Raw genomic sequence first — 24,726 nt, 5'->3', positions numbered from 1 at the left:
TAGCGTTGCGGTCCCACCTGATCCCATGCCGAACTCAGAAGTGAAACGCAACCGCGCCGATGGTAGTGTGGGAGTTCCCATGTGAGAGTAGGTCATTGCCAGACACTTATTTAGATTAAGGCCCTGTCTTCGGACAGGGCCTTTTTCGTATCCAGCATTCGGCGGCAGAGCACATCCATGTGGGATCCCTCCTGTCGCCTTTTCATTCGGCCATCCATGGCCTCCTTCAAAGTCCGGCTGCGACTCCTGTCTCTGCGTTCGAGCGCTGCGTCGCTACGCAACGATCACTCTCACCCTGCCTCCATCTCACCGAACTGCGTTGCTGCGCAACGGTCCACTTCGCCCGCGTGAGCATCTCTTTGAAAGAACGGTCGTTGCCCGCCGTTCCTTGCCATCCATGGCAGCACGGCATTCAGGCATAGATTCAGATTAAGCCCCTGTCTTCGGACAGGGGCTTTTTCGTATGCTCTTTGCCAAGCCTCTTGGCACTATTGTTCTCTAAGCCCCTTGGCGGTTCGCAGTCATTCGCTACAATGCGGGCAGTTTTGTTGGAGGGTTTTCTGTGTCTTTGTCCCCTACGATCGCCCGCCTTTGTGGCGCCTCTGATGCCGAATTTGTTGCTCAATTGCAGTCCCTTTGGAGTGGCTATGGTGCTATCGAGCGCTGGGCCTTGGACGGCGGCACCCGCTCCGTGATCGTCAAACGCATTGCTCCGCCAGACGCAGTGGCGCACCCCAGGGGCTGGCATAGCTCTTTGTCCCATCGGCGCAAGCTTAAGAGTTACCAGGTTGAGTCTCATTGGTATCAGCACCAGGCCCGGAACCTGGCTGACGACACCAAGGTGCCTCGTTGCCTGGGCATCGATCATGCCGAGGGGCAAACCCTGCTGCTGCTGGAGGACCTGGATGCGTTGGGTTTTGATCTGCGGGTGAGTGAGCCTAGTTCGGCGCAAATGGCGTTGTGCATTCAATGGTTGGCCCGGTTTCACGCCCGCTTCCTTGGCCAGGCCAGTGAGGCGTTATGGGATAAGGGCACCTATTGGCACTTGGACACCCGACCCGAAGAGTGGGCGGTGATGACGGACAGCAGGCTGCAGGCTGCGGCAGCAAGCATCGATAACGCACTGCACGGAGCACAATATCGGACCCTGGTGCACGGCGATGCCAAGCTGGCCAACTTTTGCTTTGGTAAGCAGGCCGTGGCGGCGGTGGATTTCCAATACGTGGGGGGTGGAGTCGGGGTGCAGGATCTGGCCTACTTTCTGGGGAGCGTGCTGGATGAGGCGGCGCTGCTCGAACAGGGTAGCAACTGGTTGACGCACTATTTCCAGGCCCTTGGTCAGGCCCTGCTTGAACACGGCTTTAGCGAGGCTCAATGCCAGAGCGTTGAGGCCGAGTGGCGCCGACTGTATCCAGTGGCTGTGGCTGACTTTGCCCGCTTCCTCAATGGCTGGGCACCGGATCACTGGAAGGTGAATCGCTACACTGAGGGAATGACCTCGAAAGCCCTGTCCCTGCTTTAGCCCTTGTCCGAGATCACGCCGGTTGCGAGTTAAAGGCGACTTATTCCATAAAATTAAAGAATTTTCAGAACTTTGTGCGTATGATTGCTCACCTTATGACAGGGACACAATGCCAACGAGCCGAGTCAATTGAGAACACCGCGATGACACGACGTACTTTTCAGGGGCTGAGCCTCGTCATTTTGTTGATGCTGGGGCCCTGGGTCCAGGCGGAAGAGGAATCCATCTACCGCCCCGCCATCACCAATACCAGCTGGGAGCAGATAGACCGGGAAGCCTCTATCTACGACAGCCCCTACAAGGTGTCGCTGTTTTCCGCTGAACATGGTGAAGATAAGGAACGGATGTGGTCGCAGACCAAATCCATAGCCGGCTACGGCCTGGGCGTGGCCGGTTTCCTGGCGTTGCTGCCCAGCGACTTCACTAATTGGGACAAGGAAGACGCTCAGCTGGCCAGCAAATGGTGGAACAACGTCACCGGCGGTCCGGTATGGGATCGGGATGTTTGGTACATCAACTACATCGGTCACCCCTATTTCGGCGGGGTGTACTACCAGGTTGCACGTAAGTCGGGCTACCGCCAGTGGGATGCCTTCATGTACTCCTTCCTGATGTCCACCTTCTACTGGGAATACGGTATCGAGGCCTTTGCCGAGGTGCCGTCTATCCAGGACCTGGTGGTAACGCCGGTACTGGGTTGGGTCTACGGTGAATGGGCCTTCCATAAGGAGCGGGAGATCCTGGAGCGCGGTGGTACCGTGATGGGCTCTGAGATGCTGGGCAGCACCAGCCTGTTCTTCCTCGACCCGGTCGATTCTCTCGGCCGTGGGGTGAATCGCCTGTTCGGTAAGGATGTGATCAAGGCAGGTACCGGCTACGTCGGCATGAGCGCGGTGGAGATGCACGATGGTCGGGTGGATGAGCAGGTGCAACTGACCTTTCAGTACTCTATTGGTGCCGGTGAGGCCAGCCCGGGGATCAGCCGTCATCGCCCGGACTACCGCAGCTACAGCAGCAGTGGCGATCCGGTGGACTTCGGCATGGTGGGGATGACCATCGGCATGGACTACCTCAGCACCGATGATTACTGGGGCGTGGACAACGGTTGGGCCCCCTCCATCAGTCTGGGCATCTACTTTACCCGCAGTTTCTCTGCTCGCCTGAGCTACAACCGGGCCCGCTTCAACGACGTTGAGACCGGCAAAGAGGTCACCCTGGAGACCTATACCCTGGATGGTCAGTACTACTTCAACGCCCAGGAGAAACTGCGCCCTTACCTGACCGCGGGCTTTGGCGAGACCATGCGTGAGCAAAGCCTGGACGATAAAGCGTTCCAGGTGCATGGTGGCCTGGGCTTACATTACCGTCTAAACGCCAACTGGGCGCTGCAGGCGGATTGGCGTCACTACCACAGCACCCGATTGAACAGTCATGATGACCAACTGGGCGCCCGCCTGGTGTACCGCTTCGGCAAAGGGGAGCGGGCGTTGTAAAGCCTGCTCCGGCTTAACGGAATCGCCAGAACAGGTTGACCGAGGCGTAGCCATCAAACTGGTGGCGCGCCTCCTCATAGGCGTGGGTATGCCCCTCGAAGCTGAGGCTGGCGCCCCAGCGTGAACGGTAATAGACGTAGCCCAACACCAGGCTGGCCTGCCAGGGGGTGATCTCGGTGTCCGGCACCTCCTCCGGGCGATCGCCCTCGATGGTGATGTCGTTAAAGCGGTAACGCCCTTCCAGGCCAATAAAGCCGAACTGCCCCGCGCCGTTGTTCAACAGGCGTGTATCCACCAGGTTGCCCTGTACAAAGCCGGCACTGCCCAGGCTGGAGGCCAGGCCCTCACCCCAGCGAACCACCCCGCCTAAGGCCAGCTCAGACTGGAAATTACCGGCACGAACCCGGTAGCTCAGCGCACTGTCCTGCTCGCCCCCCAAGCCGACGTCGCGGCGCTGGATCAGTCGATCCCCCAGGTAGTCGAGGTTGGCGATCCACTGGTCCTCAATCTGCGAATCCCAGCCCATGGGCTCGTCCGAGCCAATCAGCAGATGAACAAACTTCTGACCCTCTTCCGCCATCGCCCGGGGGCCGACGGTCCCCAGCATCAGATCGAAGCGGTCGGCCCGATCCGGGGCGCTGCGCTGCAACCCCCACTGGGTAAACAGCAGCCCCGCATAGGGGCGCTCGCCCTCCGGCGGCAGCGGTGCTTCGATATCCTCCGGGGTCCAAATCTGCTGGCCCAGCGCCACCGACCACCCCAGCTGTTGCCGGTCATGGCCCGGCAGCCAGTGACTCAGCCGCTGCAATGCATCCGGAGCTTGAGCCACGGCTTGATTGCCGGCGTGGTATTGCAGGAACAGGCCACTGGAGTAGTCACGATCGCTGCCGATGGCACCGTCGTTATCGATGGTCAAAGTGAGGCTACCAGCGATTGCAGGAAGGGGGCAAAGCAGTGCCAGGGAGAGAAATGCAGTCGAAGAAGGTTTCATAACAAGCCATTTTTTGCAGCCAATTTAGCACTTTGTTGTGGGCTGGGCGAGTCTGGGTTACGACATTCGAACCTGATGGTGGGCATCGCTGCCCCTCCCGATCGGATCGCTTCTATGGCAGCATGGGGGAGCTAGGGCGATCAGGGAGTTTGGCGTGAGGCAGGAAACGGTTTCCATGGATTACATCGAGTTGTTGCTAAGCCATGCCCGGCAGCAGGGCTACGATGTGCCGGCCCTATTAAGCTCATGTAGCATCACACCGGCACAGCTGACGGAGCAATCGGCGCTGCCGGTGAAGCAGTTTGCCGCCCTATATCAGCGTCTGATAGGGCTGGCCCAGGACGACTCCTTTGGCATGCTCTACGGTGGCAAGATGCCCAACGGCTCCTTCCGGATGATGTGCTACTGCATCGAGCACTGCAGCACCTTGGGTCAGGCATTGCAGCGCTGTAGCGAGTTTTACGAGGTCTGCAAGGGCCCCAATATCAAACCCACCGTGAGCCTTCATCAGGGCCGGGCGCTGTTTCATTTTGCCTCGCTGGACTCCCAGCCGCAGGAGGTCGCAGACCAGCTGGTCAGCAACCACTCCCCAACCCTGATCCGCACTACCTTCTCCATCTGGCATCGCTTTATCAGCTGGATGATTGGCACCCGGCTGCCGTTGCTGGGGGCCGAGTTCAGCTTTGCCGAGCAGCCCCATGGCCAGGACTTTGAGCTGCTGTTCCAGTGCCCCATTGACTATCGGCGCCCTCAGAATCGGTTGATGTTTGACGCCAGCTGGCTGGATAAGCCGCTGGTGCAAACCGGCGATGATTGGCGGGGTTTTCTCAAAACCGCCCCTTACCAGCTGATGGTGATGGTCAATGGCGACAGCTCCCTCAGTGCCCGGATCCGGGCGTTGCTGGGGCGGGATTTCAGCCGCCCCCTGCCCAGTGCCGAGCGGGTGGCTCAGCAACTGGGGTTGTCAGTGCGTACCCTGCGTCGACAGCTGGCGCTGGAAGGCACCAGCTACACCCAGCTGAAGAATCAGTGTCGCAAGGAAGCGGCGCTGGACTACCTAAGCTGTCCGGAACTGTCTATTCAGGATGTCGCCCACCTGGTGGGGTTTGATGATCCCAGCCCCTTTATTCGTGCCTTTCGTCAGTGGAGTGGCCAAACCCCTGGAGACTACCGGGCCAGCCTGCTCAATGCTTAGCCCGAAAGTGGGTGTTTACATTTCGCGCTGACAGACCTCGTTTCCCACTCCCAATCACTGCGGGTGTAAAGCTTTCTGGCCGATCTTGTCTATTGTTTTGGCCCATCTGGTCATTGGCAAGGGTGTGCGCCGGATCACAGAATGGGGCTTCGTTCCTGCGCCATGGATGCGCGTCGACATTTGGGTGGAAGAGATGAAAGTACTGGTCGCGGTGAAACGCGTAATCGACTACAACGTTCGGGTTCGGGTCAAGGCCGACAACTCCGACGTGGATCTGGCTAATACCAAGATGGCCATCAACCCCTTCTGTGAGATCGCGGTGGAAGAGGCGGTCCGACTCAAGGAGAAAGGGGTAGCGGAGGAGATCGTGGTGGTCTCCATCGGTGACAAGGCCTGCCAGGAACAACTGCGCACCGCCCTGGCCCTGGGTGCCGATCGTGCCATCCAGGTTGATGTGGCTGACGCCATGGACCCCCTCAGCATCGCCAAGCTGCTCAGTGCCGTGGTGGCGAAGGAGCAACCGGACCTGGTGCTGCTGGGCAAGCAGGCGATCGACTCCGACAACAACCAGACCGGCCAGATGGTGGCGGCCCTGAGCAAGCTGCCCCAGGCCACCTTTGCCTCTGAGCTGATCATCGCTGATGGCAAGGCCACCGTTACCCGTGAAGTGGATGGCGGTTTGCAGACCCTGGAGCTGAGTCTGCCGGCGGTGGTGACCACGGATCTGCGCCTCAATGAGCCGCGCTACGCCTCCCTGCCCAACATCATGAAGGCCAAGCGCAAGCCGCTGGAGGTGCTCAGCGCCGATGATCTGGGTGTGAGCATCAGCCAGAAGCTTAAGACCGTGCGGGTGGACAACCCGCCGAGCCGCACCGCGGGCGTCAAGGTCAGCACCGTGGCGGAGCTGGTGGACAAGCTGAAGAACGAAGCCAAGGTCCTGTAACGGACAAAGACAGGACCACCATCGCGATCAAGCCGAGCGATGGTGCCAATAAGGATAGGTTTATGAGTATCTTAGTAATTGCAGAACACGATAATCACGAGTTGAAGCCGGTCACCCTGAATACCCTGGCAGCGGCCGAGGCGCTGGGGGACGAGGTCACCTTGCTGGTGGCGGGCCAGGGCTGTCAGGCGGTGGCCGAGGCCGCCAGTCATATCCCCGCGGTCACCAAGGTACTGCTGGCCGACAGTGCCGATTACCAGCATCAACTGGCCGAGAGCCTGGCGGATCTGGTGGTGCAGATCGGCGCCCAGTTTGGTCATATCCTGTTTGCTGCCACCACCACCGGCAAGAACGTCGCCCCCCGGGTGGCTGCCCTGCTGGATGTGAACCAGATCTCTGACATCGTGGCGGTGGAGGGGAGTGATACCTTCCGTCGTCCCATCTACGCCGGCAACGCCATTGCCACGGTACAGTCGGAGGATGCCATCAAGGTGATCACCGTCCGGGGTACCGGCTTTGATGCCGTGGCTGCCCAGGGCGGCAGCGCGCCGGTGGAGGCCCTGTCGGCTGGACCGGGCTTTGAGCTCAGCCGTCATGTGGAAGACAAGCTGGCCGAGTCGGATCGACCGGATCTGACCGCCGCATCCGTGGTGATCTCCGGTGGCCGTGGCATGGGCAATGGCGATAACTTCCAGCTGCTCGATGCCATCGCCGACAAGCTGGGGGCCGCGGTGGGCGCCTCCCGCGCCGCGGTGGACGCGGGCTTTGTTCCCAACGACATGCAGGTGGGTCAGACCGGCAAGATCGTGGCACCGCAGCTCTATATCGCGGTGGGGATCTCCGGTGCCATCCAGCACCTGGCGGGGATGAAGGACTCCAAGGTGATCGTGGCGATCAACAAGGATGAGGACGCGCCGATCTTCCAGGTGGCGGACTACGGCCTGGTGGGAGACCTGTTCGAGGCCCTGCCGCAGCTGGAAGCCGAGCTGTAACAGAACAGCGAAACAAAAAACGGCCTCCTCGGAGGCCGTTTTTGTTGGTAAGCGCCGAGCTAGTGCTGATGTGCCGCCAGGTAGGCCATGGCGGCGCTTTGGGCCTGCTCGCGCACCTGTACCGACGCCGGGCGCAACTGCAGATACAAACCGGCGGTGGCTGCGGTTGCCTGCCACAGGCTGTCGGCGTCGTACTGGGCAACGGTGGCCTGCAGCTGCTGGGCAAAGGCGGGCAGCAGGCGCTCCAGCTTACGCACCCCGGCAGGGGGATGGCCGGCCTGGGCCAGGGCCAGCGGGCCCAACACCTGCAAACGCAGGAAGCTGAGGAAATCCAGCGCCTCGAACAGCTCGCCCCGGGCGATCTTGCCGGCACCGTAGTGCAGCCAGATCCAGAAGCGATCCTCGATCCATTGGGGATCCGGTTGAGGGTAGCGGCCCTCGCCCTGGCTTAACGCCTGGGCCAGGCGCTCATCCCGGGCCCACAGGATGGTGGGGTCATCCACCCGAACCTGGGCATCGGCCACCCGAACGAACTTGAAATCCACGTGCAGCAAGCTGCCGCTGCCATCGTCGTACAGCGCGATCAGCAAGCGGGGCTCGCCCACGTGCTCTCCGGTAAAGCTGGAGAGCAGCTGCTGCTGGGGCAGCCACTGTTGGATCCGCTGCTGGCGCTGGGGCATCAGTCGATCGAACGCCTCGGGCTCAACCGCGACCACCAGATCCAGATCGCTGTAGGCGTCCATGCTGTTGTCACTGAAGGAGCCCGCCGCGGCCAGGCCGACGATGTCGTTGTCCAGGGTCAGCTGGGTAAGCAGTTGCTGCAGAAAGGTGCGGTGCGGGGCTGGCAGGGTCGTGGGGAAATGCATGATTGTAACCTTTGGTTAGTTTCACCCGAAGGTGTCTGCAGTGCCATCACTCAGCATTGCAGCGTATCCTGCCAAACCAGCGAAAACCACTCGTTAGTGCCTCATTTGGCGTGATGTCGCACTGATCAAACGCCAAGATCTGCTGGTGAATCCGGCTCTGGCCGTGGCCTGTGGATTGACCTGCGCCGGTCATCGAACAAACCCCTGCCACTGCGCGAGTCGGCAGCAGGATCTCGGCTTTGCCCAGTTTGCGCGGCTTGGGCCCGGCTGCCTATAGTGGCTGGCTCAAAAGGAGAGATTGATGAAAAAGCAGTACGTTCTCGCCGCATTAGCGGCTTCCTGGCTGGCCCCGGCCAGTGCCGCCTTCACCACCACCGTGCCGGAGCAGGTGGCGTTCTTTGACAATATCCGCTCCCACTGCGGCAAGGCCTTCGAAGGCCAGGTGGTGTCCGGTGCCCGCGAAGGGGATGGCTTCAGCGATCAGCGCCTGGTGATGCACGTCAGGGTGTGCGAAGAGCACCGTTTGGAGATCCCGTTCCACGTGGGTGACAACGCCTCACGTACCTGGATCCTGACCCAGACCGGGGCGGGGATCCTGCTCAAGCATGATCACCGCATGAAAGACGGCTCCGACGATGAGTCCACCATGTACGGTGGCCACACCGAGGAGCGCGGCTACGCCAACTACCAGGCGTTCCCGGCGGACGATTACTCCAAGGATCTGTTCACCCGGCTGGGCTTCCCCCAGTCCAACGGCAACACCTGGCACATGCAGATCTACCCGGAGAAGTTCGTCTATCACCTGACCCGCGACGGCCGCGACTTCAAGGTGGACTTCGACCTGACCAAGCCGGTGGCCTTGCCGGTCACCCCTTGGGGCTACGAGGACTGATTCTGCCCGTTTTTCGAGCGGATCTCTTACGCCCAGGGCGGCCCTCGTCGCCTTGTTGAGCCCAGTCCCCCCCGATACCTTAGATAGCGGGTACAACGGCCCCATGGACGACCTAGCAACACGGAGGTTGCCTCCACTTCCGATGTGGCCAGCCCGCCTGCCCCTATGGACTTGATCCCTGCCCGGCTTACGCCGGGCTTCTTTTTGCCTGGCGTACAGCGATTGCGAGTACACTAAGCGGCATTGAGCTGTCTGAGGTGATCATGTCCCAACCCCTTCACGCCATCCAGCAGGTGCTGGACTTCATCGTTGAGATTGAAAAGCTCAAGGATGTTCACCGCAAAACCCGCCCAGTCGGGCTGGAGCGCTTCGAAAACTCCGCCGAGCACAGCTGGCACGTCTGCCTGTCGGCGCTGATGCTGCACCCCTACGCCGATAAGCCGGTCAACATCGACCGGGTGATCAAGATGCTGCTGATCCACGACCTGGGCGAGATCGACGCCGGCGACACCATCATCTACGCCAGCGAAACGCCGGAGAACAAACAGGCCGAGGAGCAGGGGGTGAAGCGATTGCTGGCGCTGCTGCCCAGCTCAGTGGCTGAAGGCTACCTGGCGTTGTGGCAGGAGTTTGAGGCCGGCGACAGCGACGATGCCCGCTTTGCCCGGGCGATTGACCGGGTCCCCCCGCTGCTGCACAACCTCAATGGCGACGGCCACAGCTGGCGCAAGCACGATGTCTCCAAGGAGATGGTGCTCAGGGTCAACAGCCGCATCGGCGAGGGGGTGCCGGCGTTGTGGCAGCTGCTGCAACGCCAGCTGGATCAGGCGGAGCAGGATGGCCTGCTGCGCAGCGAGCAAAGCAGATCCCATGAGTGAGCTGTACGGTAAGCACGCCCGGGCCTACGCCGAGGCGATCAAGGACAACGACTATAACGCCGAGTTCGAGCGCCCCACCACCCTGGCGATGCTCGATCAGGCCTTGCCGGATCTGCGCGGCAAGCGGGTGCTGGACCTGGGCTGTGGCCCAGGGGAGTACGTGGCTGAGCTGCTTAAGCGAGGCGCCCATGTCACCGCGGTAGATCGCTCTGCTGAGATGGTGGCGCTGGTGGGTAAGCGCTTTGGTCCGTGCCCGGATCTGCACTGCTATGCCCAGGATCTGAGCCAGGGGCTGCCCGGTGAAGCCGATGAGCAGTATGATCTGGTGCTCTGTCCCCTGATGGTGCATTATCTGGCGGATCAGCACCCCTTCTTCGCCGAGTGTGCCCGGGTGCTCAAATCCCAGGGCCAGCTGCTGTTCTCCACCCACAACCCGGTGGCGGATGCCGCGCTGTCCCCTACTGGCAACTACTACGCCCGTGAAGCGTTGACCGACACCTGGCACACCGTCGGGGCGCCGGTGGAGGTGGTTTTCTACCGACGCTCACTGTCGGAGCAGATCAGCGCAGTGACCGACAACGGCCTGGTGATCACCCAACTGCAGGAGGGCACGGCCAGTGAACGGCTGCGCCAGCGTAATCCCGAGGTGTACCAGCGCCTCACCACCCAGCCCAATTTCCTGTTTGTGCTGGCTCAGCGCCTGGGCTGACGGGACCGGGGCGTGAGCCAGCGCAGGTTTTGCTGGCCACACGCTGCCCCGAGCGCTCGCCAGCCGTTAGGCTGGGGCTCTTCCGGTTAACAGGTTCCTGCCATGAGCAACGCCACCCTGGTCTACGACATCCGCAACAGCCGCTACCTCAACATCACCGGGCGCTGTACCCTGCGCTGCCGCTTCTGCCCTAAGCAAAACGGCTCGACCCAGGTGCACCAGTATCAACTGGGGCTGGACAGTCAGCCGAGCGCCGAGGCGCTGTTGCCGCTGCTCGGTGAGGTAAGCCAGTTCGACGAGTACGTGTTTTGTGGCTATGGTGAGCCGACCCTGAACCTGGAGACCCTGCTGAGTGTGGCCAAGGCGATCAAAGCCCGGGGCGGTCGGGTGCGGGTCAATACCGATGGGCTGGGCAGCCTGTTTCACCGCCGCAATATCCTGCCGCAGCTGGCCAGCTGCGTGGACGCCCTCTCCATCTCCCTCAACACCCAGGATGAGGTTACCTATCAGCGCCATTGCGCCCCCAAGCTGAAGGGGTCGTACGATGCCGTGCGCGAATTTATCCGCCAGGCACCCAACTACATCGACTCGGTGGAGGTCTCCGCCATCGACGGGTTGGAGGGGGTGGACATGGCCGCCTGTCAGGCCATTGTTGAGGCAGCGGGGGCCCGCTTTAAGCCGCGCCAGCTCGATATCGTCGGCTAAGCCCGATCCAAAGCACCCTCCATACGAAAACGCCGCCCCGTCCTGATAGGACGGGGCGGCGTTGTTTATCCGCTGGGGATCAGAAGATCCAGTGGGCCACCAGGACGATGATCGGCAGGGTCACCAGGGTCCGCAGCAGGAACAGCGCCGCCAGTTCCAGGAAGTTCAGTGGCAGCTTGCTGCTGAGGATCACGGAGCCGGTCTCGGACATGAAGATCAGCTGGGTCACAGACAGCGCCGCGATGATAAAGCGGGTCATGTCGCTCTCCAGGCCAGTCACCAGGATGGAGGGGACGTACATGTCGGTGAAGCCGACCATCACCGCTTGAGCAGCTTCAGCGGCCTGAGGTACGGCCAGCCACTCCAGCAGCGGCACAAAGGGGGCACCCAGCCAGGCAAACAGCGGGGTGGCTTCGGCGATTACCAGGCCAACGGTACCGATGGCCATGACCACCGGCAGTACGCCGATCACCATGTCCAGGGCATTGCCCACACCCTGCTTGGCCACGCTGCCCAGGCTCTGCACTTTGCTGGCCCGCTGCAGGGCCAGCTGGTAGCCGTACTTGGCGGTGGACATGCCGGCCGGCACCAGCTCGTCATCCCGGTTCGGGGTGCTGCCGTCGATGTAGACGTCCTTCTTGTAGGACAGCGGCGGCAGGTACTGGATCACCATGGCGGCGACCACACCGGCCAGACAGATGGTGCCGTAGAAGGGCACGAAGTAGTTCTCCAGGCCCACCTGGGTCAGTACCACCAGGGAGAAGGAGATCCCCACGGTGGAGAACATGGTGGCCACCACGGCCGCCTCCCGTTGGGTGTACTTCTTCTCTTCATACTGCTTGCTGGTGAGGATCACGCCCACGGTACCGTCGCCGAGCCAGGAGGAGAGGCAGTCGATGGCGGAGCGACCCGGCAGCCGGAACAGCGGCCGCATCACCTTGCTCAGCAGGGTACCGAGCAGCTCCAGCAGGCCGAAGCTGAGCAGCAGCGGCAGCAGCAGGCCGGCAAAGAAGAAGGTAACGAACAGCGAGGGCAGCAGATCGTTCAGCACCAGGCCGCCGGTATCGGCACTCCACAGGATCTCCGGACCCCACTGGTTCAGGGTCATCAGGGTGAACACCGCGCCGAGCAGCCGCACTGCCAGCCAGGCGGGGCTGACACAGAACAGCCGGGTCAGCAGCGGACTGTTAGTGACCAAGCCGGGCTTGGCCAGGCTGGCCACCAGGGAGGCCAGGGCGGTAAAGCTGATCACGCCGGTTACCAGGGGCAGGATGGCGTCGCCCAGCAGCCCTTTCAGGCCCTTGGCCATCAGAGCCAGCGGGAAGGTGACGCTGCCGTCCACGCTCAGCGGGGCCAGGAAGAACAGCAGGCCCAGCAGGGAGGGGATCAGGAACATCATCAGGTTCCGGGTGTTATTGAGCTTTTCGCTCTCGCCTGTGTTTAGGACATGCTCAGTCATCGTACTACTCTCTCGATGAATAATTATTGAATTAATACAGCATAACTATGCTTTGGGGGCATAGTAACAGGCATCAATGAATAAGCAAGCTTTAAAAGTGAATAAAAAACCATTCGGTGGAGAGTAGGGGGAGGTGGCGCCCGCCCCACTGGGGCGGGCGAGGGGATCAGCCCTGATTGAGCAGGTGATCCAGCGCCCCACAGATGGCGGCAACCTGGGCGGCATTGCACTGCTCAGGGGTGGCCTTGGGGCTGTCCGGATAGACCTCGGTGGTGGTGACGAAGCGGGCTTGGGTCATGCCGCCACACAGGCCAAGGCTGCGTTTGGGGTAATGGATCACCCCAGGTTGCTGGACCGGCGCACCGATGATCTCGCCATTGGCGTCGGCCGGCGCGATGTGGGTGACCTTGGCCACGGCTTCAATGATGGCCTGCTGGAATGCCGGCTGCGGGTTGTCGCTGTCGGCCACGGTATAGAAGCCATCGGGGATGTGCTCCTGGCCAAAGCGCTTACCGTCCCGGGCGGCCAGGGCCGGACGAAACTCGTCCCGGTCGGAGTCGGTGGTCTCATGCAGGTCCAGGTGGGCGTCAAACTCAAGCCCCAGGCTATGGACAAAAGCCATGGCTGCCGCCGCCTCCTCCGATGGGCTGTCGTTGACGAAGGAGCGGTTGGGATCGACGCAGTGCGGATTCCATCGGTTGATGGTCTCGTAGCCCCAGGGGCTGATGCAGGGCAGCAGCACAAAGTCGAACTGCTCGGCGTAACGGCCGGCATGATCGGCGGCGAAGGCCAGCGCTCCCTGTACCCCGCTGGTCTCGTAGCCGTGGACGCCACCGGTGATCAGGATCTTGGGACGACCGGGGTGCCAGGTGGGGCTGGTGAGGGCGATCAGTGGATAACGGTTGGGGTCGACCGACAGCGCGCCGTATTGGTGGCGCTGAAACTGATCGCTGAGCGAGGCCAGTCGGTCCAGCACCTGTTCCTGGTAGCTGCGCTGAATGCGGGCCTGGGCGCGCCATTGGGTCCGCTCTCGCTCGCCCCAAGGCTGGCCTGGGGTTCCGATGGGGTAACTCATGCAGGATCCTTTTGATGGGTAAAACACGCAGGTTAGGGCCAATGGTGTGGCCTTGGCAACCTTGCCGCCGAGGGCGCTGGGATCGAAAAGCGAAGAAATTGGGATCTTTTTTCGATCCGGCCGGAACTTTTCGATCGCCACACACTCTATTACTACGAACTCATCATTCTCATCATCTCCCTGGGCGCAATCCTCACGGTGCGTGCCATTTAACACCCACGACTGCCATCGTGGGTGTTTTGTTTTGGCCAGGATCTTTTTTTGATCTTTTTTGCCATCGGTTGGAACTTTCTCAAATAGCGCCGGTCCTAACTTACAGATTCATCATCTTCCCTGTACATTCGGTGTTTGCTAGCGCACCTTGCATCCCGAATCTTGTCGCCCAAGGTCTCATCAACCTTGGGCGTTTTTTTATCCTTCGCGGTGTGATCTCGATCATCTCAATCGACCTTTTGTGGATAAAGTTTTGTCAGAATGGGTGCATTGAAGTGGGCTTTATGTCACACTCAATCCCGAATCATCATCCCTGCAAGACCGCCGAGTCGCTGGCTTCATCACCCAGCAGTCGGCAATGAAAAAAGCGCCCCATGGGGCGCTTTTTTTGATCCGGCTTTGGCCAGTAACGGCCGGCTTATCGCCGGCAGCTCAGGCAAGCGAGCCAGCCCAGCCAAGCCAGTACGGCCACCAACAGGCCGATGGCCAGGGTCAGTCCCAACTGCAGACGGGGCTGGTCCAGCACGCCCCAGCTGTGCATCTGGTGCATCAGGGGCAGACTCAATAGTGTTAGGCAGCCTAGCCATAACGGTCGCGTGATGGGCATCGCCTCTCCTTGCTTGGGGCCTATGGGTTGAAGGCGGCCAAGCCGGTGAGATCTTGAACAGTGCTTAGGGTCTGTCGGCGTTTAGCCGAACCCTGCGGACAGCGCAAAAGCCACCAGCAAAGGTCAACAGACCCTAGGTCTGCGGCTTGTCCCAGGCTTCCGAGTGCAACTGTTTCGCCCCCATGCCGAAGCTGGGCTGCCGTGCCTCGCGGGTGGGGAAGTCAAAATCCCGCTTGAGAAACAGCGAGGTGGTCGAGGTGTGATGCTCGGTGGGCTTGAAACCGGTCATGTCCACCTGCAGCAAGCCGCTTTGCTTTAACAGGGCCGCGGTATTGGGGTGCCAGTCGGCGTTATCCAGGATGATCATGCCACCGTCGGCGAGAAAGGGCAGGGCGGCCTGGGCGCAATCGTAGCGATGGCCGGCACCATCGATGACGATCACATCGAAAGGCTCCGCCAGCTGGGTGATCATCTGCGGATAGCGGGCGCCCTCGGCGAACAGCAAGGTGACGTTGTCCGCCTTATCCGCCATCACCTTCTGGTACCAGGCCTGGTTGTTCTCAATGCTGGTCACCGCCTTGGCCCGGGCCTGCCAGAACAGGGTGGAGCCGCCGCTGCCAAACTCAAAGACCCGCTTCTGGCGATAATCAAACTGGGTCAGGTACTCGATGGCAGGGTAGGTGTATTTGGGGATGGGGTTACCCTGTTTGTCCCTGGGCATATCGCTGTTGGTGCCCTCAACAAAGCCATAATCCTCGCGCAGGATGTGGCTGCAGGCAGCCAGGTACAGCTCGCCTTTGGACAGCGACAGCACGGCCGGATGTCGGGCCAACTCTTCGTCGTTGCCATCCCTTGGTTTCAACTCTCCCCAGAACATCCTGTTCTCCTCCATTGGGCGTTTTTGTCAGCGGCACGTTACCATGGTTTGGGGAGCCCTGAGAAGCAAGCCACGCTGTCGCTGCGCTGGATTGAACCCAGCCAAGTGAGTTGCTAAGGTTGGCGCCCTTTTCCCGGCCCCGCCGGCCCCAAACCCTTAAATAGAGTGCTGCGACCATGCCGAACTACGCCATTCTTGCCAACCCCGGCCATAACCGGATCTACCTTGATGCGGCGTTGCCCATCGCCCAGCAGGAGCTGCAAGCGATGTGCGCCGCCGTGGGGTCGCCGATCCTGGGTTTCGAGCCGCCTCTGGCCGGGTTGCCCGCCAGTCTCTGTTTTCGTACCGAGACCCCGCTGTCCGAGCCGGCGCTGGCGGCCATGGCGGCAGCGTCCATCTACTATGCCCTGTTCGAGGTACTGGACGGGGGCCTGCTCAAGCCGGTGGTGGTGCCGGACATCTATACCTTCCCGCCGGGGATGAGCCAGATCCTCAAGTACGTGGGCAAGACCAACGAGCAGTTTACCCGGCTGATGATCAACCTGGGGCTGGCGGCCTGTGGCACCGGCTCTGAGCGGATCCGCCTGGTGGATCCCATGTGCGGTAAAGGCACCACCCTGTACGAGGGGATGGTGCGGGGCTTTGATGTGGAAGGGATCGAGATCAACGGCAAGTGGGTGCAGGAGATCCAGGCCTACATGGTGCGCTACCTGAAGATGGGTAAGTACAAGCACAAGGTCACCAAGAGCCGACGCAATGGCCCGGATGGCAAAAAGGTAGCGGACAGCTTCGTCCTGGATACCGCGGCCAACAAGGCGGATTACGCCGCCGGCAATACCCAGAGCTTCAAGCTCTATAGCGGCGATACCCGCCAGGCTAACCTGCTGCTCAAGCGCAACAGCTGTGACCTGCTGGTGTCGGATCTGCCCTACGGGGTCCAGCACGGCAACAAGAACGCCAAGGACAGCAAGCTGGAGCGCAGCGCCCTGGGTTTGCTTGAGCAGGCCCTGCCCGCTTGGCATCATGGACTGAAGCCCAAAGGGGCGTTGGTGATCTCCTTCAATGAGTTCACCATGAAGTGGCAGGAGGTGGCCCCGCTGCTGGACCAGGCCGGCTTCGAGGTCGGGGCGGAGGCCCCCTTTACTGGCTACCTGCACCGGGTTGATCAGTCGATCAACCGTAACCTGATCGTCGCCACCAAGCGCTGACGCGGCCCCCGGGGCCCGGCTGGCGTCTGAGAGGAGAGGCATCACGATGGATAGCGTTCGTTTCATCGCCCTGTGCTTGACCCTGCTGTGCGCCTTGCCTGCCCAGGCGGATCCCAATCAGCCACTGGATCAGGCATTGCAGCGACTGCAATTGACCCCCTCCCAGCGCGAGGAGGTGGTGCCCCTGCTGCGTGCCGGGATCCAGCAGCGCCATGCCATCCTGCACCAGTACGGCTTTCGCTTTGATGCCCCGCCGCCGGAGCTTTCCGACCAGCAACAGCGTCAGTTGCGCCAAGCCCTGCGTGAGGCGGATGCCGAGCTGATCGACCACCTCGAGTCGGTGCTGTCGTCGGCTCAGCTGGCGGAGTTTGAGCGGATCCGATCCGAATACCGGCAACAACGCCGGACAGAACACTGATCTGCGCCAAGCTATGTGGGATAGGCCACTGTAAACGCTTGCGGTTTCATCACGGCTTTCGTAACGTGGGGCCATTCTCGAGCCAGATTCTCTGGCATTGAAGCCCAAGGTAGTTGAAGGAGCATATGATGAAACTGCGTGGATTTATGGGATTGGCACTGGCCTCGGCGTTGGTCAGCGCGACGGCTGCGGCGGAGCAGGCGGTACCGGTACAGCTGGCGACCCTCAATGGCGTTAACGCCATGGCCGGTGACCAGGTTGAGGGGGTTCGTTTCCCCACACTGTATGGCAAAACCGAGTCGGTGAAGGGGGTGGATCTGCACCTGCTGGGGATTGGTGAGACCGACGAGTTTGTCGGGGTGCAGTTCCCGCTGCTGATCGCCGGCGCCAACCACGTCAACAAGAGCATGACCGGGGTCTCTTTTGGCCTGTGGAACTGGAACAAGGGGATGACCAAGGGCGCCAACCTGGGCATGGTCAATGTTGCCAACGACGTGCACGGCGCCAACGTGGGCCTGGTTAACGTCAGCCAGGGCTACACCGCCTTTGACTGGAGCGCGGTCAACGTGTCGGAATCCTCCCACGCTCAGTTGGGGATCTTTAACAAGACCACCGAGCTCAAGGGGATCCAGCTGGGCCTGATCAACTGTGCCGACAACGGCTTCCTGCCCTGCTTCCCGCTGTTCAACTTCGCCCCGCAATAATCCATTGACCGGATCGGGCCTGCCCGATCCGGTTGCCCTTGCCCCGGGCAGAATCTGTTACACTCCGCCGCAACCTGACCCTGTTAACCCCGGATCCGACCCGATGCTGTTCATGCTCGATAACTACGACTCCTTTACCTACAACCTGGTGCAGTATTTCCAGCAGTTAGGCCAGGAGGTGGTGGTGCGTCGCAATGATGAGACCAGCCTGGCGGAGATCGCGGAGCTGCGTCCGGATCGCCTGGTGATCTCCCCGGGCCCCAAATCACCGGACCAGGCCGGCCTGAGCCTGGCGGTGATCGCCCAGTTTGCCGGCCGGATCCCGATGCTGGGGGTGTGCCTGGGCCATCAGGCCATTGCCCAGCACTACGGCGCCAGGGTGGTCCGTGCACGCCAGGTGATGCACGGCAAAACCAGCCCCATCCTGCACCAGGGCCAAGGGGTGTTTCACGACCTGCCGTCGCCGCTGACCGTGACCCGCTATCACTCGCTGCTGGTGGAACCGGACAGCCTGCCGGCGGCGCTGGAGGTCACGGCCTGGGCAGAGCGTGAGGATGGCGAACGGGAGATCATGGGATTGCGTCATCGCAACCTGGCGGTGGAGGGGGTGCAGTTTCACCCCGAGTCGATCCTGACCCAGCAGGGGCTGCAACTACTGGAGAATTTCCTCAAGCAACACTGAAGGTTGGCCTGTGGTTGCCAATGTGTAAGAAAAGGTTGTCGTAACTTTTGCGAGATTGCTGGTCGTGGTATAACCGCTGCCAGCGGATGGGGTGGCGCCAGGCCCCCTCGAAGTCGTCAAAAGGGAACAACAACAATGAAACCATGGATCGTGGCGTGCGGGGTGGCTCTTGCCCTGCAAGGATGCGCCAGCTCGACCGAGCCCACCCCTACGGCCAGCGTCGCCGAACCCGTCTCACTCAGTGCACCGGTTACCCCGGACAGCCCTCTTACCCTCAAGCAGATCATGGCGGATCCGGATTGGATGGGCCGCAGTCCTACTGCCTTCTATTGGGGCAGCGACAGTCGCACCGTCTATTACCAGCAGAAGCAGCAGGGCGGCCCGCTGGTGGAGCGTTTCGCCCAGACGCTGGACGGCGCCCCGCAGAAGCTGGGGCTGGCACAATGGAGCCAGGTGGTGGGAGACAACGGCCAGTGGAGCGCCGATCGTCGCCACTATGCCTGGCTGTATGAGGGCCAGCTGTTTGTTCAAACCGGCTCTGCCATCGTCCAACTGACCCAGGATGTGGCACCGCTGAGCGGCTTCCGTTTTCTCAATGATGGCGGCCTGGCGTTGTGGCGCGATGGGGTGCTGGAGCGGATCGACCTGGATGGCCGTAACCGTCGGGTGCTGGCACAGGTCACCATGGAAGCGGCGCCCAAGCCCACTGAGCCGGAAAGCTACCTGGCGCGGGAACAGCGCAAGCTGAGCCAGTACGTCGATATGAACTACCGCCATGACGCCGCCCGCTTCGAGCAGAAGCAGGCCCGTCATGATCAGGACGCGGCGCTGGCACCCACCCCGTTCTACCTGGGGGCCAGTGAGCGGCTGGTCAGCCTGACCCCCTCCCCCAGCGGTCGCTACCTGCTGGTGGCACTGACCGACAAGGACGGCAGCTGGCGCAGTGAGCACGACATCATGCCGGACTACCTGGATCGTCGCGGCTACGTCAACGCGGTCAAGGTGCGTGCCCGGGTGGCTGAGGCCGATCCCAAGGGCCAGCGCCTGGTGGTGCTCGACCGTGAACTGGGTAAGACCATTCCGGTGACCTGGGAGGGGCTGGAAGGCTACGACGAGGATGTGCTGGCGGCGGTCAAGCGTGAGAACGCCGAGGCCCAGGGCGAAAGCTACCAGAGCGAACCCGCGGTGCGGGCGATCCGGCTGATGCAGGATTGGGGCTGGCGTCAGTCCGCCGTGGTGTGGCACCAGCAGGAGGATCGCCTGGCGCTGATGCTGGAAGCGATCGACAACAAGGATCGCTGGCTGGCCACGGTCGACCTGGCCAAGGGCAAGCTGCAAACCCAGGATCGTCTGCACGACGAGGCCTGGGTCAATTACACCCACAACGAGTTTGGCTGGCTGGATGCCCAGACCCTCTACTTCCTGTCCGAGGCCAGCGGCTACTCTCAGCTCTACCTCAAGCCCCTGGCCGGTAAGGTCCGCGCCCTGACCCAGGGCAAACAGGTGGTCAGCAACCTGACCCTGAGTGCCGATAAGCGTCACTTCTACTACCAGGCCAACCCCTACCACCCCGGTCAGTACGAGGTGTTCCGGGTGGCGGTGGCCGATGGCCAGGTGGAGGCGCTGACCGATCTCAAGGGGATGCTCAACTACCGGCTCAGCCCGGACGAGAGCCAGCTGCTGCTGGCCTACTCCAGCCGCATCCGTCCCACCGAGCTTTACCTGCAGCCGCTGGGCGGCGAGCCGCGCCAGTTGACCCAGACCACCTCCCAGGCCTTCCTGGATTACGACTGGCAGGCACCCCAGGTGATCGCTGTGCCCTCCAGCCACCAGGCGGATCCGGTTTACGCCCGGCTCTACCTGCCCCAGGACTACGATCCGGCCAAGCGCTACCCGGCGGTGATCTTCAACCACGGCGCCGGTTACCTGCAGAACGCCCACTACGGCTTCTCCGGCTACTTTCGTGAGTTCATGTTCCATAACCTGCTGGCCCAGCAGGGCTACGTGGTGATGGACATGGATTACCGTGGTTCCAAGGGCTACGGTCGTGACTGGCGCACCGCCATCTACCGCAACATGGGCCATCCCGAGGTGGAGGATCTGCGCGATGGGGTGGAGTGGATGGTGGCCAACGCCTCGGTGGATCGCCAGCGCATCGGCACCTACGGTGGCAGCTACGGTGGCTTCCTCACCTTTATGGCGCTGTTCACCCAGCCGGATCTGTTCCAAAGCGGGGCGGCGCTGCGTCCGGTGACCGACTGGGCCCACTACAACCACCCCTACACCTCCAATATCCTCAACACCCCGGAGGTGGACCACATCGCCTACGAGCGCAGCTCGCCGATCTACCACGCCGAGGGGTTGGAGAAGCCGCTGTTGATCATGTCCGGGGTGCTGGATGACAACGTCTTCTTCCAGGACAGCGTGCGCCTGGTGCAGCGACTGATTGAGCTTGAGAAGCCGATGTTTGAAACCGCCATCTACCCGGTTGAGCCGCACGGATTCCGTCAGCCTTACAGCTGGTTAGACGAGTACCGTCGAATCCATCGGTTGTTTGAACAGACGCTGAAATAGGGTTTAATAGAGAGCACTAACACCCGATTCACACTCGCTTTGCAATGCGTGTGCGCTGACACAGGGAGTGCAGGCTCACCATGACAACCCCAGGGGCGGGGCCGGGCAGCAACCCATTGTGCTGCTACGGCCCCCTTCAGCATCAGTTTTGGCGCTACTGGCTGCAACCGCCGCCGGTGGCCCAACCCTCCTCTCCGGATCCCATCGAGGCGCAGTACTGGCGCAATAAGCTGGCCTGTGAGCGACTGGCTCAGGCCAGGAAGCGCCGTGCTCATCGGGCTGAGCAGCAGCTGCAGGATCAGATCCAGCAAGCCTTCGAGGCGCGCTTCAGCCAACAGCTGCAACAGCATCTGTTTGATCTCAAGCGGCTGGTGCGGTTCAGCCCGATCCTGCCGGTTCACCTGGATCTGCTCAGTTTGGTATTGCAGCCCCAGTGCAGCCGTGAGCGATTGTGGACCCTGGTGCAGCAGCAAAGCTGGCTTTGCGATGGCCTGGTCCGTCAGGTTAATCGGGAGCAAACCCGCCGCGGCGGGGTCAGCATGCACAGCGCTAAGCTGGCGTTCCATAGCCTGGGGCTGGAGCGTTTGCAGCAGCTGATCCCCTGGCTGACCTTCCGCTACTGGTGCCAGTCCCAACCGGATCGGCGCAACCGACGACTCTGGGCGCTGATCAGCGAGCAGATCCGCCGGGTGATTGCTCAGGCACCGGAGCTGGGGCTGTCGGCGCCGCGCATGGCGGTGCTGGCGGCCCTGCACGGCACCGAGTGGCTACTGCTGCTGACGGTGGCACAAGGCCTGTTTGAGCAGCAACAACAGCAGTGGTTGAGCGAGGCACGGCTGAGTAAAACCAAGGCGGTCCACGAATCCCTGCGCGGCTTGTTGCTGCCACCGGCACCGCTGTTGCAGGCGCTGAACCACAGCGGTGGTTGGTCCGGCTCGCTGCTGCAGGCGATCGGTGGCGCTGGGTTGCCGCTGACCGATCTGCGCTGTCGAGCGCTGGCACAACTGAGTCCGGAGGGGCGCCTGCTGGCCCAAGTGCACCTTCAGACCCTGCACGACCAACTGCTGGAGCGGCAGTGGGCCAGCGAGGGTCAACTGCTGAGCTGGTATCAGCAATCCCCCCTGGCTCAAACCCCCGAGCGGGTTTGAGCCCAGTCACTCAGATTCATTTGGCTGCATAGAACCTCATGGCATTAGCATATTTGCCTTTTTGCGCCTTGGTGGGTCTTTTTCCCTCTCCTTTCCCGGCTTAATCGCACGCTGGATTAAGGGTATGTTTTAAAACAACTTAAATCCTGTCTTCGTCTGTTTTCACCCGCTTTTTGACTTTGTTAAGGCACTGAATGGATAGTCAAAATGTGCAAAAATAACCGCTACGCTCAGTTTTTGACTGATGATGTTTATTTTTATAAGGTTTGTTGTTAACGGATAGGCTACAGGCCATTCGCCACCGCTTGGCGAAGGCAAGAAGGAGAGTTGCAATGAGTGAACAGATCAGCCGATCTCAGTTTGAGCAGGTGATGGTACCCAACTACAACCCGGCGGCGATGGTGCCGGTTCGGGGTGAGGGCAGCCGTGTATGGGATCAGCAGGGCCGTGAGTTCATCGACTTCGCCGGCGGCATCGCGGTGAACAGCCTGGGCCATTGCCACCCGGCCATGGTCAAAACCCTGAACGAGCAGGGCGCCAAGCTATGGCACCTGTCCAACGTCTTTACCAATGAGCCGGCGCTGAAGTTGGCCCAGACCCTGGTGAACACCACCTTTGCTGAGCGGGTCTACTTCGCCAACTCCGGGGCGGAAGCCAACGAGGCGGCACTGAAGCTGGCCCGGCGCTACGCGCTGGATCATTTCGGTCCGGACAAGGACCAGATCCTGGCGTTTAACCAGGCCTTCCACGGCCGTACCTTCTTTACCGTCACCGTGGGTGGCCAGGCGGCTTACTCCGACGGCTTCGGCCCCAAGCCCGGGGCGGTGGATCACATCCCCTTCAATGACCTGGCAGCCTTCGAGGCGGCCATCAGCGATCGCACCTGTGCGGTGATGATGGAGCCAATGCAAGGCGAGGGCGGGATCATCCCGGCGGATCCGGAATTTATCCGTCAGGTACGCGCCCTGTGTGACAAGCACAACGCTCTGCTGATCTTCGATGAGGTGCAGACCGGGGTTGGCCGTACCGGCACCCTCTACGCCTACGAGCAGTTTGACGTGGTACCGGACATCCTCACCTCCGCCAAGGGGCTGGGGGGCGGCTTCCCGGTGGCGGCCATGCTGACCAGCGCCAAGATCGCCACCAGCCTCAAGGTGGGCACCCACGGCTCCACCTACGGTGGTAACCCGCTGGCGTGCGCCGTGGCGCAGACCGTGATCGATGTGGTCAACACCCCGGAGGTGCTGGAGGGGGTGGCCCATCGTCACCGCCTGTTCCGCGAAGGCCTGGAGGCGATCAACGCCAAGTACAAGGTGTTTGCCGAGGTCCGCGGCATGGGGCTGTTGATTGGGGCGGCGCTGAACAGCGACTACCAGGGCCGTGCCCGCGACTTCCTGGTGGCCTCGGCCGAACAGGGCCTGATGTGTTTGGTGGCCGGCGCCAACGTGGTGCGCTTTGCCCCCAGCCTGGTGATCAGCGAAGAGGAGATCCAGGATGGATTGGCCCGCTTCGAGGCCGCAGTGGCCCAGGTGGTTCAGGGCTAGGAGGCCACTATGCTGATCATCCGACCGATCCGGGCCGAGGATTACCCGGCCCTGCTGGCCATTGCTGAGGCCTCGGGCCACGGCTTCACCTCGCTGCCGGTGGACGAGGCCCTGCTCAAGCGCAAGATTGCCCGCTCCGAGGCGAGCTTCGCCACCGAGGTCACGACCCCGGGCAGCGAAAGCTACCTGATGGTGTTGGAAGACAACGGCCAGGTGGTGGGCACCTGCGGCATCGAGGCTGCCGTGGGCAGTGAGGATGCCTTTTACCACTACCGGCTGGGCAAGGACGTTCACGTGTCCGATAAGCTGGGGATCCGCCGTGAGGTACAGACCCTGACCCTGTGCAATGACTACACCGGGGCCACGGAGCTGTGCACCCTGTTCCTGCTGCCCCAATGGCGGCGGGACCAGATCGGTCGGATGCTGTCTCGCAGCCGTTTCCTGATGCTGGCGGCCTTTGCCGATCGCTTCAGCGACACGGTGATCGCCGAGATGCGCGGCGTCTCCGATGACCAAGGAAGCTCCCCCTTCTGGCAATGGCTGGAGACCCACTTCTTTGGCATCGATTTCCCCACCGCGGATTACCTCACCGGCATCGGTGACAAGGTGTTTGTGGCGGAGCTGATGCCGCGCCACCCCATCTACGTCAACCTGCTCAGCCCCGAGGCCCAGGCGGTGATCGGCCGGGTGCATGAGAGCACGGAGCCGGCCCTGGCCTTGCTGCAGGCCGAGGGCTTTCGCTGCAAGAACTACGTCGACATCTTCGATGCGGGCCCGACGGTGGAGTGCCAGCGGGACGGGATCCGCGCGGTCCAGGCCTGCCAGCAGCGGCCAAGCCAGCAGGTGGATAGCGACGCGGTGAGCGGCGACTACCTGATCTGCAATGGCCGCCTACCGGATTACCGGGTGGTGCGTGCCGGGGTGTTGGAGGGGGACGAGGGCCAGCCGTTAGGGCTGAGCGACGAGACCCTGCAGCAGCTGAAGCTGCAGCCCGGCGATACGGTGTGGTACCTGCCGCTGTAACCGCCCAC

23 protein-coding genes and 1 rRNA gene are annotated in these 24,726 nt (G+C 61.7%); 18 read left to right on the top strand and 6 right to left on the bottom strand.

The window, feature by feature from the left end:
- From rrf to BUC04_RS22795, 3 genes are all read left to right on the top strand, one after another.
- Positions 1 to 104, top strand: a 5S ribosomal RNA gene (gene rrf / locus BUC04_RS22805); the annotation flags it as partial.
- A gap of 458 nt (positions 105 to 562) precedes the next feature.
- Positions 563 to 1,522, top strand: a complete 960-nt coding sequence (locus BUC04_RS22800) for a phosphotransferase (protein WP_067665558.1) — start codon at positions 563 to 565, stop codon at positions 1,520 to 1,522.
- 143 nt (positions 1,523 to 1,665) lie between these two features.
- On the top strand, positions 1,666 to 3,015 hold the full coding sequence (locus tag BUC04_RS22795) for a DUF3943 domain-containing protein (protein ID WP_067665555.1): 1,350 nt from the start codon (positions 1,666 to 1,668) through the stop codon (positions 3,013 to 3,015).
- A 13-nt stretch (positions 3,016 to 3,028) separates the two neighbouring features.
- Here BUC04_RS22795 and BUC04_RS22790 read toward each other — a convergent pair whose 3' ends face one another.
- A complete protein-coding gene (locus tag BUC04_RS22790; RefSeq protein WP_073326177.1) occupies positions 3,029 to 4,006 on the bottom strand; it encodes a lipid A deacylase LpxR family protein in 978 nt (325 codons plus the stop codon).
- 175 nt (positions 4,007 to 4,181) lie between these two features.
- Here BUC04_RS22790 and BUC04_RS22785 point away from each other — a divergent pair, with 175 nt between their 5' ends.
- The 3 genes from BUC04_RS22785 to BUC04_RS22775 all read left to right on the top strand — a co-directional run bounded on the left by BUC04_RS22785 (position 4,182) and on the right by BUC04_RS22775 (position 7,136).
- On the top strand, positions 4,182 to 5,201 hold the full coding sequence (locus BUC04_RS22785) for an AraC family transcriptional regulator (RefSeq protein WP_067665549.1): 1,020 nt from the start codon (positions 4,182 to 4,184) through the stop codon (positions 5,199 to 5,201).
- A gap of 193 nt (positions 5,202 to 5,394) precedes the next feature.
- Entirely contained in the window at positions 5,395 to 6,144 is a 750-nt protein-coding gene (locus tag BUC04_RS22780) for an electron transfer flavoprotein subunit beta/FixA family protein (RefSeq protein WP_067665567.1), read from the top strand.
- 62 nt (positions 6,145 to 6,206) lie between these two features.
- Positions 6,207 to 7,136, top strand: a complete 930-nt coding sequence (locus tag BUC04_RS22775) for an electron transfer flavoprotein subunit alpha/FixB family protein (RefSeq protein WP_067665546.1) — start codon at positions 6,207 to 6,209, stop codon at positions 7,134 to 7,136.
- Between the two features lie 59 nt (positions 7,137 to 7,195).
- On the opposite strand, the gene BUC04_RS22770 is transcribed toward BUC04_RS22775, so the two are convergent.
- Positions 7,196 to 8,002 (bottom strand): oxalate:formate antiporter, encoded by an 807-nt coding sequence (locus tag BUC04_RS22770; protein ID WP_067665543.1) that lies wholly within the window; start codon positions 8,000 to 8,002, stop codon positions 7,196 to 7,198.
- A 301-nt stretch (positions 8,003 to 8,303) separates the two neighbouring features.
- Here BUC04_RS22770 and BUC04_RS22765 point away from each other — a divergent pair, with 301 nt between their 5' ends.
- The 4 genes from BUC04_RS22765 (at position 8,304) to BUC04_RS22750 (ending at position 11,186) form a co-directional block, all read left to right on the top strand.
- Positions 8,304 to 8,894, top strand: a complete 591-nt coding sequence (locus BUC04_RS22765) for a hypothetical protein (RefSeq protein WP_067665540.1) — start codon at positions 8,304 to 8,306, stop codon at positions 8,892 to 8,894.
- A 263-nt stretch (positions 8,895 to 9,157) separates the two neighbouring features.
- Positions 9,158 to 9,772 (top strand): HD domain-containing protein, encoded by a 615-nt coding sequence (locus BUC04_RS22760; protein ID WP_067665564.1) that lies wholly within the window; start codon positions 9,158 to 9,160, stop codon positions 9,770 to 9,772.
- Positions 9,765 to 10,481 (top strand): class I SAM-dependent methyltransferase, encoded by a 717-nt coding sequence (locus BUC04_RS22755; RefSeq protein ID WP_067665537.1) that lies wholly within the window; start codon positions 9,765 to 9,767, stop codon positions 10,479 to 10,481. Before BUC04_RS22760 ends, BUC04_RS22755 begins: the two co-directional genes overlap by 8 nt.
- A 102-nt stretch (positions 10,482 to 10,583) precedes the next feature.
- A complete protein-coding gene (locus tag BUC04_RS22750; RefSeq protein WP_067665534.1) occupies positions 10,584 to 11,186 on the top strand; it encodes a TatD family nuclease-associated radical SAM protein in 603 nt (200 codons plus the stop codon).
- Between the two features lie 79 nt (positions 11,187 to 11,265).
- On the opposite strand, the gene BUC04_RS22745 is transcribed toward BUC04_RS22750, so the two are convergent.
- From BUC04_RS22745 to BUC04_RS22735, 4 genes are all read right to left on the bottom strand, one after another.
- Positions 11,266 to 12,645 carry a YjiH family protein gene (locus tag BUC04_RS22745; RefSeq protein ID WP_067665531.1) on the bottom strand — a complete coding sequence of 460 codons (1,380 nt, stop codon included), beginning with the start codon at positions 12,643 to 12,645 and terminating at the stop codon, positions 11,266 to 11,268.
- 166 nt (positions 12,646 to 12,811) lie between these two features.
- On the bottom strand, positions 12,812 to 13,720 hold the full coding sequence (locus BUC04_RS22740; protein WP_067665528.1) for a M14 family metallopeptidase: 909 nt from the start codon (positions 13,718 to 13,720) through the stop codon (positions 12,812 to 12,814).
- 631 nt (positions 13,721 to 14,351) lie between these two features.
- Positions 14,352 to 14,540, bottom strand: a complete 189-nt coding sequence (locus BUC04_RS23810) for a hypothetical protein (protein ID WP_143165849.1) — start codon at positions 14,538 to 14,540, stop codon at positions 14,352 to 14,354.
- 133 nt (positions 14,541 to 14,673) lie between these two features.
- A complete protein-coding gene (locus tag BUC04_RS22735) occupies positions 14,674 to 15,417 on the bottom strand; it encodes an O-methyltransferase (RefSeq protein WP_067665525.1) in 744 nt (247 codons plus the stop codon).
- Between the two features lie 176 nt (positions 15,418 to 15,593).
- On the opposite strand from BUC04_RS22735, the gene BUC04_RS22730 reads away from it, so the two are divergent.
- From BUC04_RS22730 to astA, 8 genes are all read left to right on the top strand, one after another.
- A complete protein-coding gene (locus tag BUC04_RS22730) occupies positions 15,594 to 16,625 on the top strand; it encodes a TRM11 family SAM-dependent methyltransferase (protein WP_067665524.1) in 1,032 nt (343 codons plus the stop codon).
- Positions 16,626 to 16,671: 46 nt separating this feature from the next.
- Positions 16,672 to 17,043 carry a hypothetical protein gene (locus BUC04_RS22725; protein WP_067665521.1) on the top strand — a complete coding sequence of 124 codons (372 nt, stop codon included), beginning with the start codon at positions 16,672 to 16,674 and terminating at the stop codon, positions 17,041 to 17,043.
- A gap of 128 nt (positions 17,044 to 17,171) precedes the next feature.
- On the top strand, positions 17,172 to 17,747 hold the full coding sequence (locus BUC04_RS22720) for a VC2662 family protein (RefSeq protein WP_200804716.1): 576 nt from the start codon (positions 17,172 to 17,174) through the stop codon (positions 17,745 to 17,747).
- Between the two features lie 103 nt (positions 17,748 to 17,850).
- Positions 17,851 to 18,429, top strand: a complete 579-nt coding sequence (locus tag BUC04_RS22715; protein WP_067665516.1) for an anthranilate synthase component II — start codon at positions 17,851 to 17,853, stop codon at positions 18,427 to 18,429.
- Between the two features lie 135 nt (positions 18,430 to 18,564).
- Positions 18,565 to 21,003, top strand: a complete 2,439-nt coding sequence (locus BUC04_RS22710) for a S9 family peptidase (RefSeq protein WP_067665513.1) — start codon at positions 18,565 to 18,567, stop codon at positions 21,001 to 21,003.
- Positions 21,004 to 21,083: 80 nt separating this feature from the next.
- Complete coding sequence (locus BUC04_RS22705; protein WP_073326175.1) at positions 21,084 to 22,151, top strand: hypothetical protein; 1,068 nt, start codon at positions 21,084 to 21,086, stop codon at positions 22,149 to 22,151.
- 332 nt (positions 22,152 to 22,483) lie between these two features.
- Positions 22,484 to 23,695 carry an aspartate aminotransferase family protein gene (locus tag BUC04_RS22700; RefSeq protein WP_067665507.1) on the top strand — a complete coding sequence of 404 codons (1,212 nt, stop codon included), beginning with the start codon at positions 22,484 to 22,486 and terminating at the stop codon, positions 23,693 to 23,695.
- Between the two features lie 9 nt (positions 23,696 to 23,704).
- Entirely contained in the window at positions 23,705 to 24,718 is a 1,014-nt protein-coding gene (gene astA, locus BUC04_RS22695; RefSeq protein WP_067665504.1) for an arginine N-succinyltransferase, read from the top strand.
- Positions 24,719 to 24,726 lie beyond the last annotated feature (8 nt).

Source organism: Ferrimonas marina (genome assembly GCF_900129905.1).
GTDB lineage: Bacteria > Pseudomonadota > Gammaproteobacteria > Enterobacterales > Shewanellaceae > Ferrimonas > Ferrimonas marina.
The sequence above is the reverse complement of the archived record's forward strand: the minus strand, read 5'-3'. Positions and strand labels throughout refer to the sequence as shown.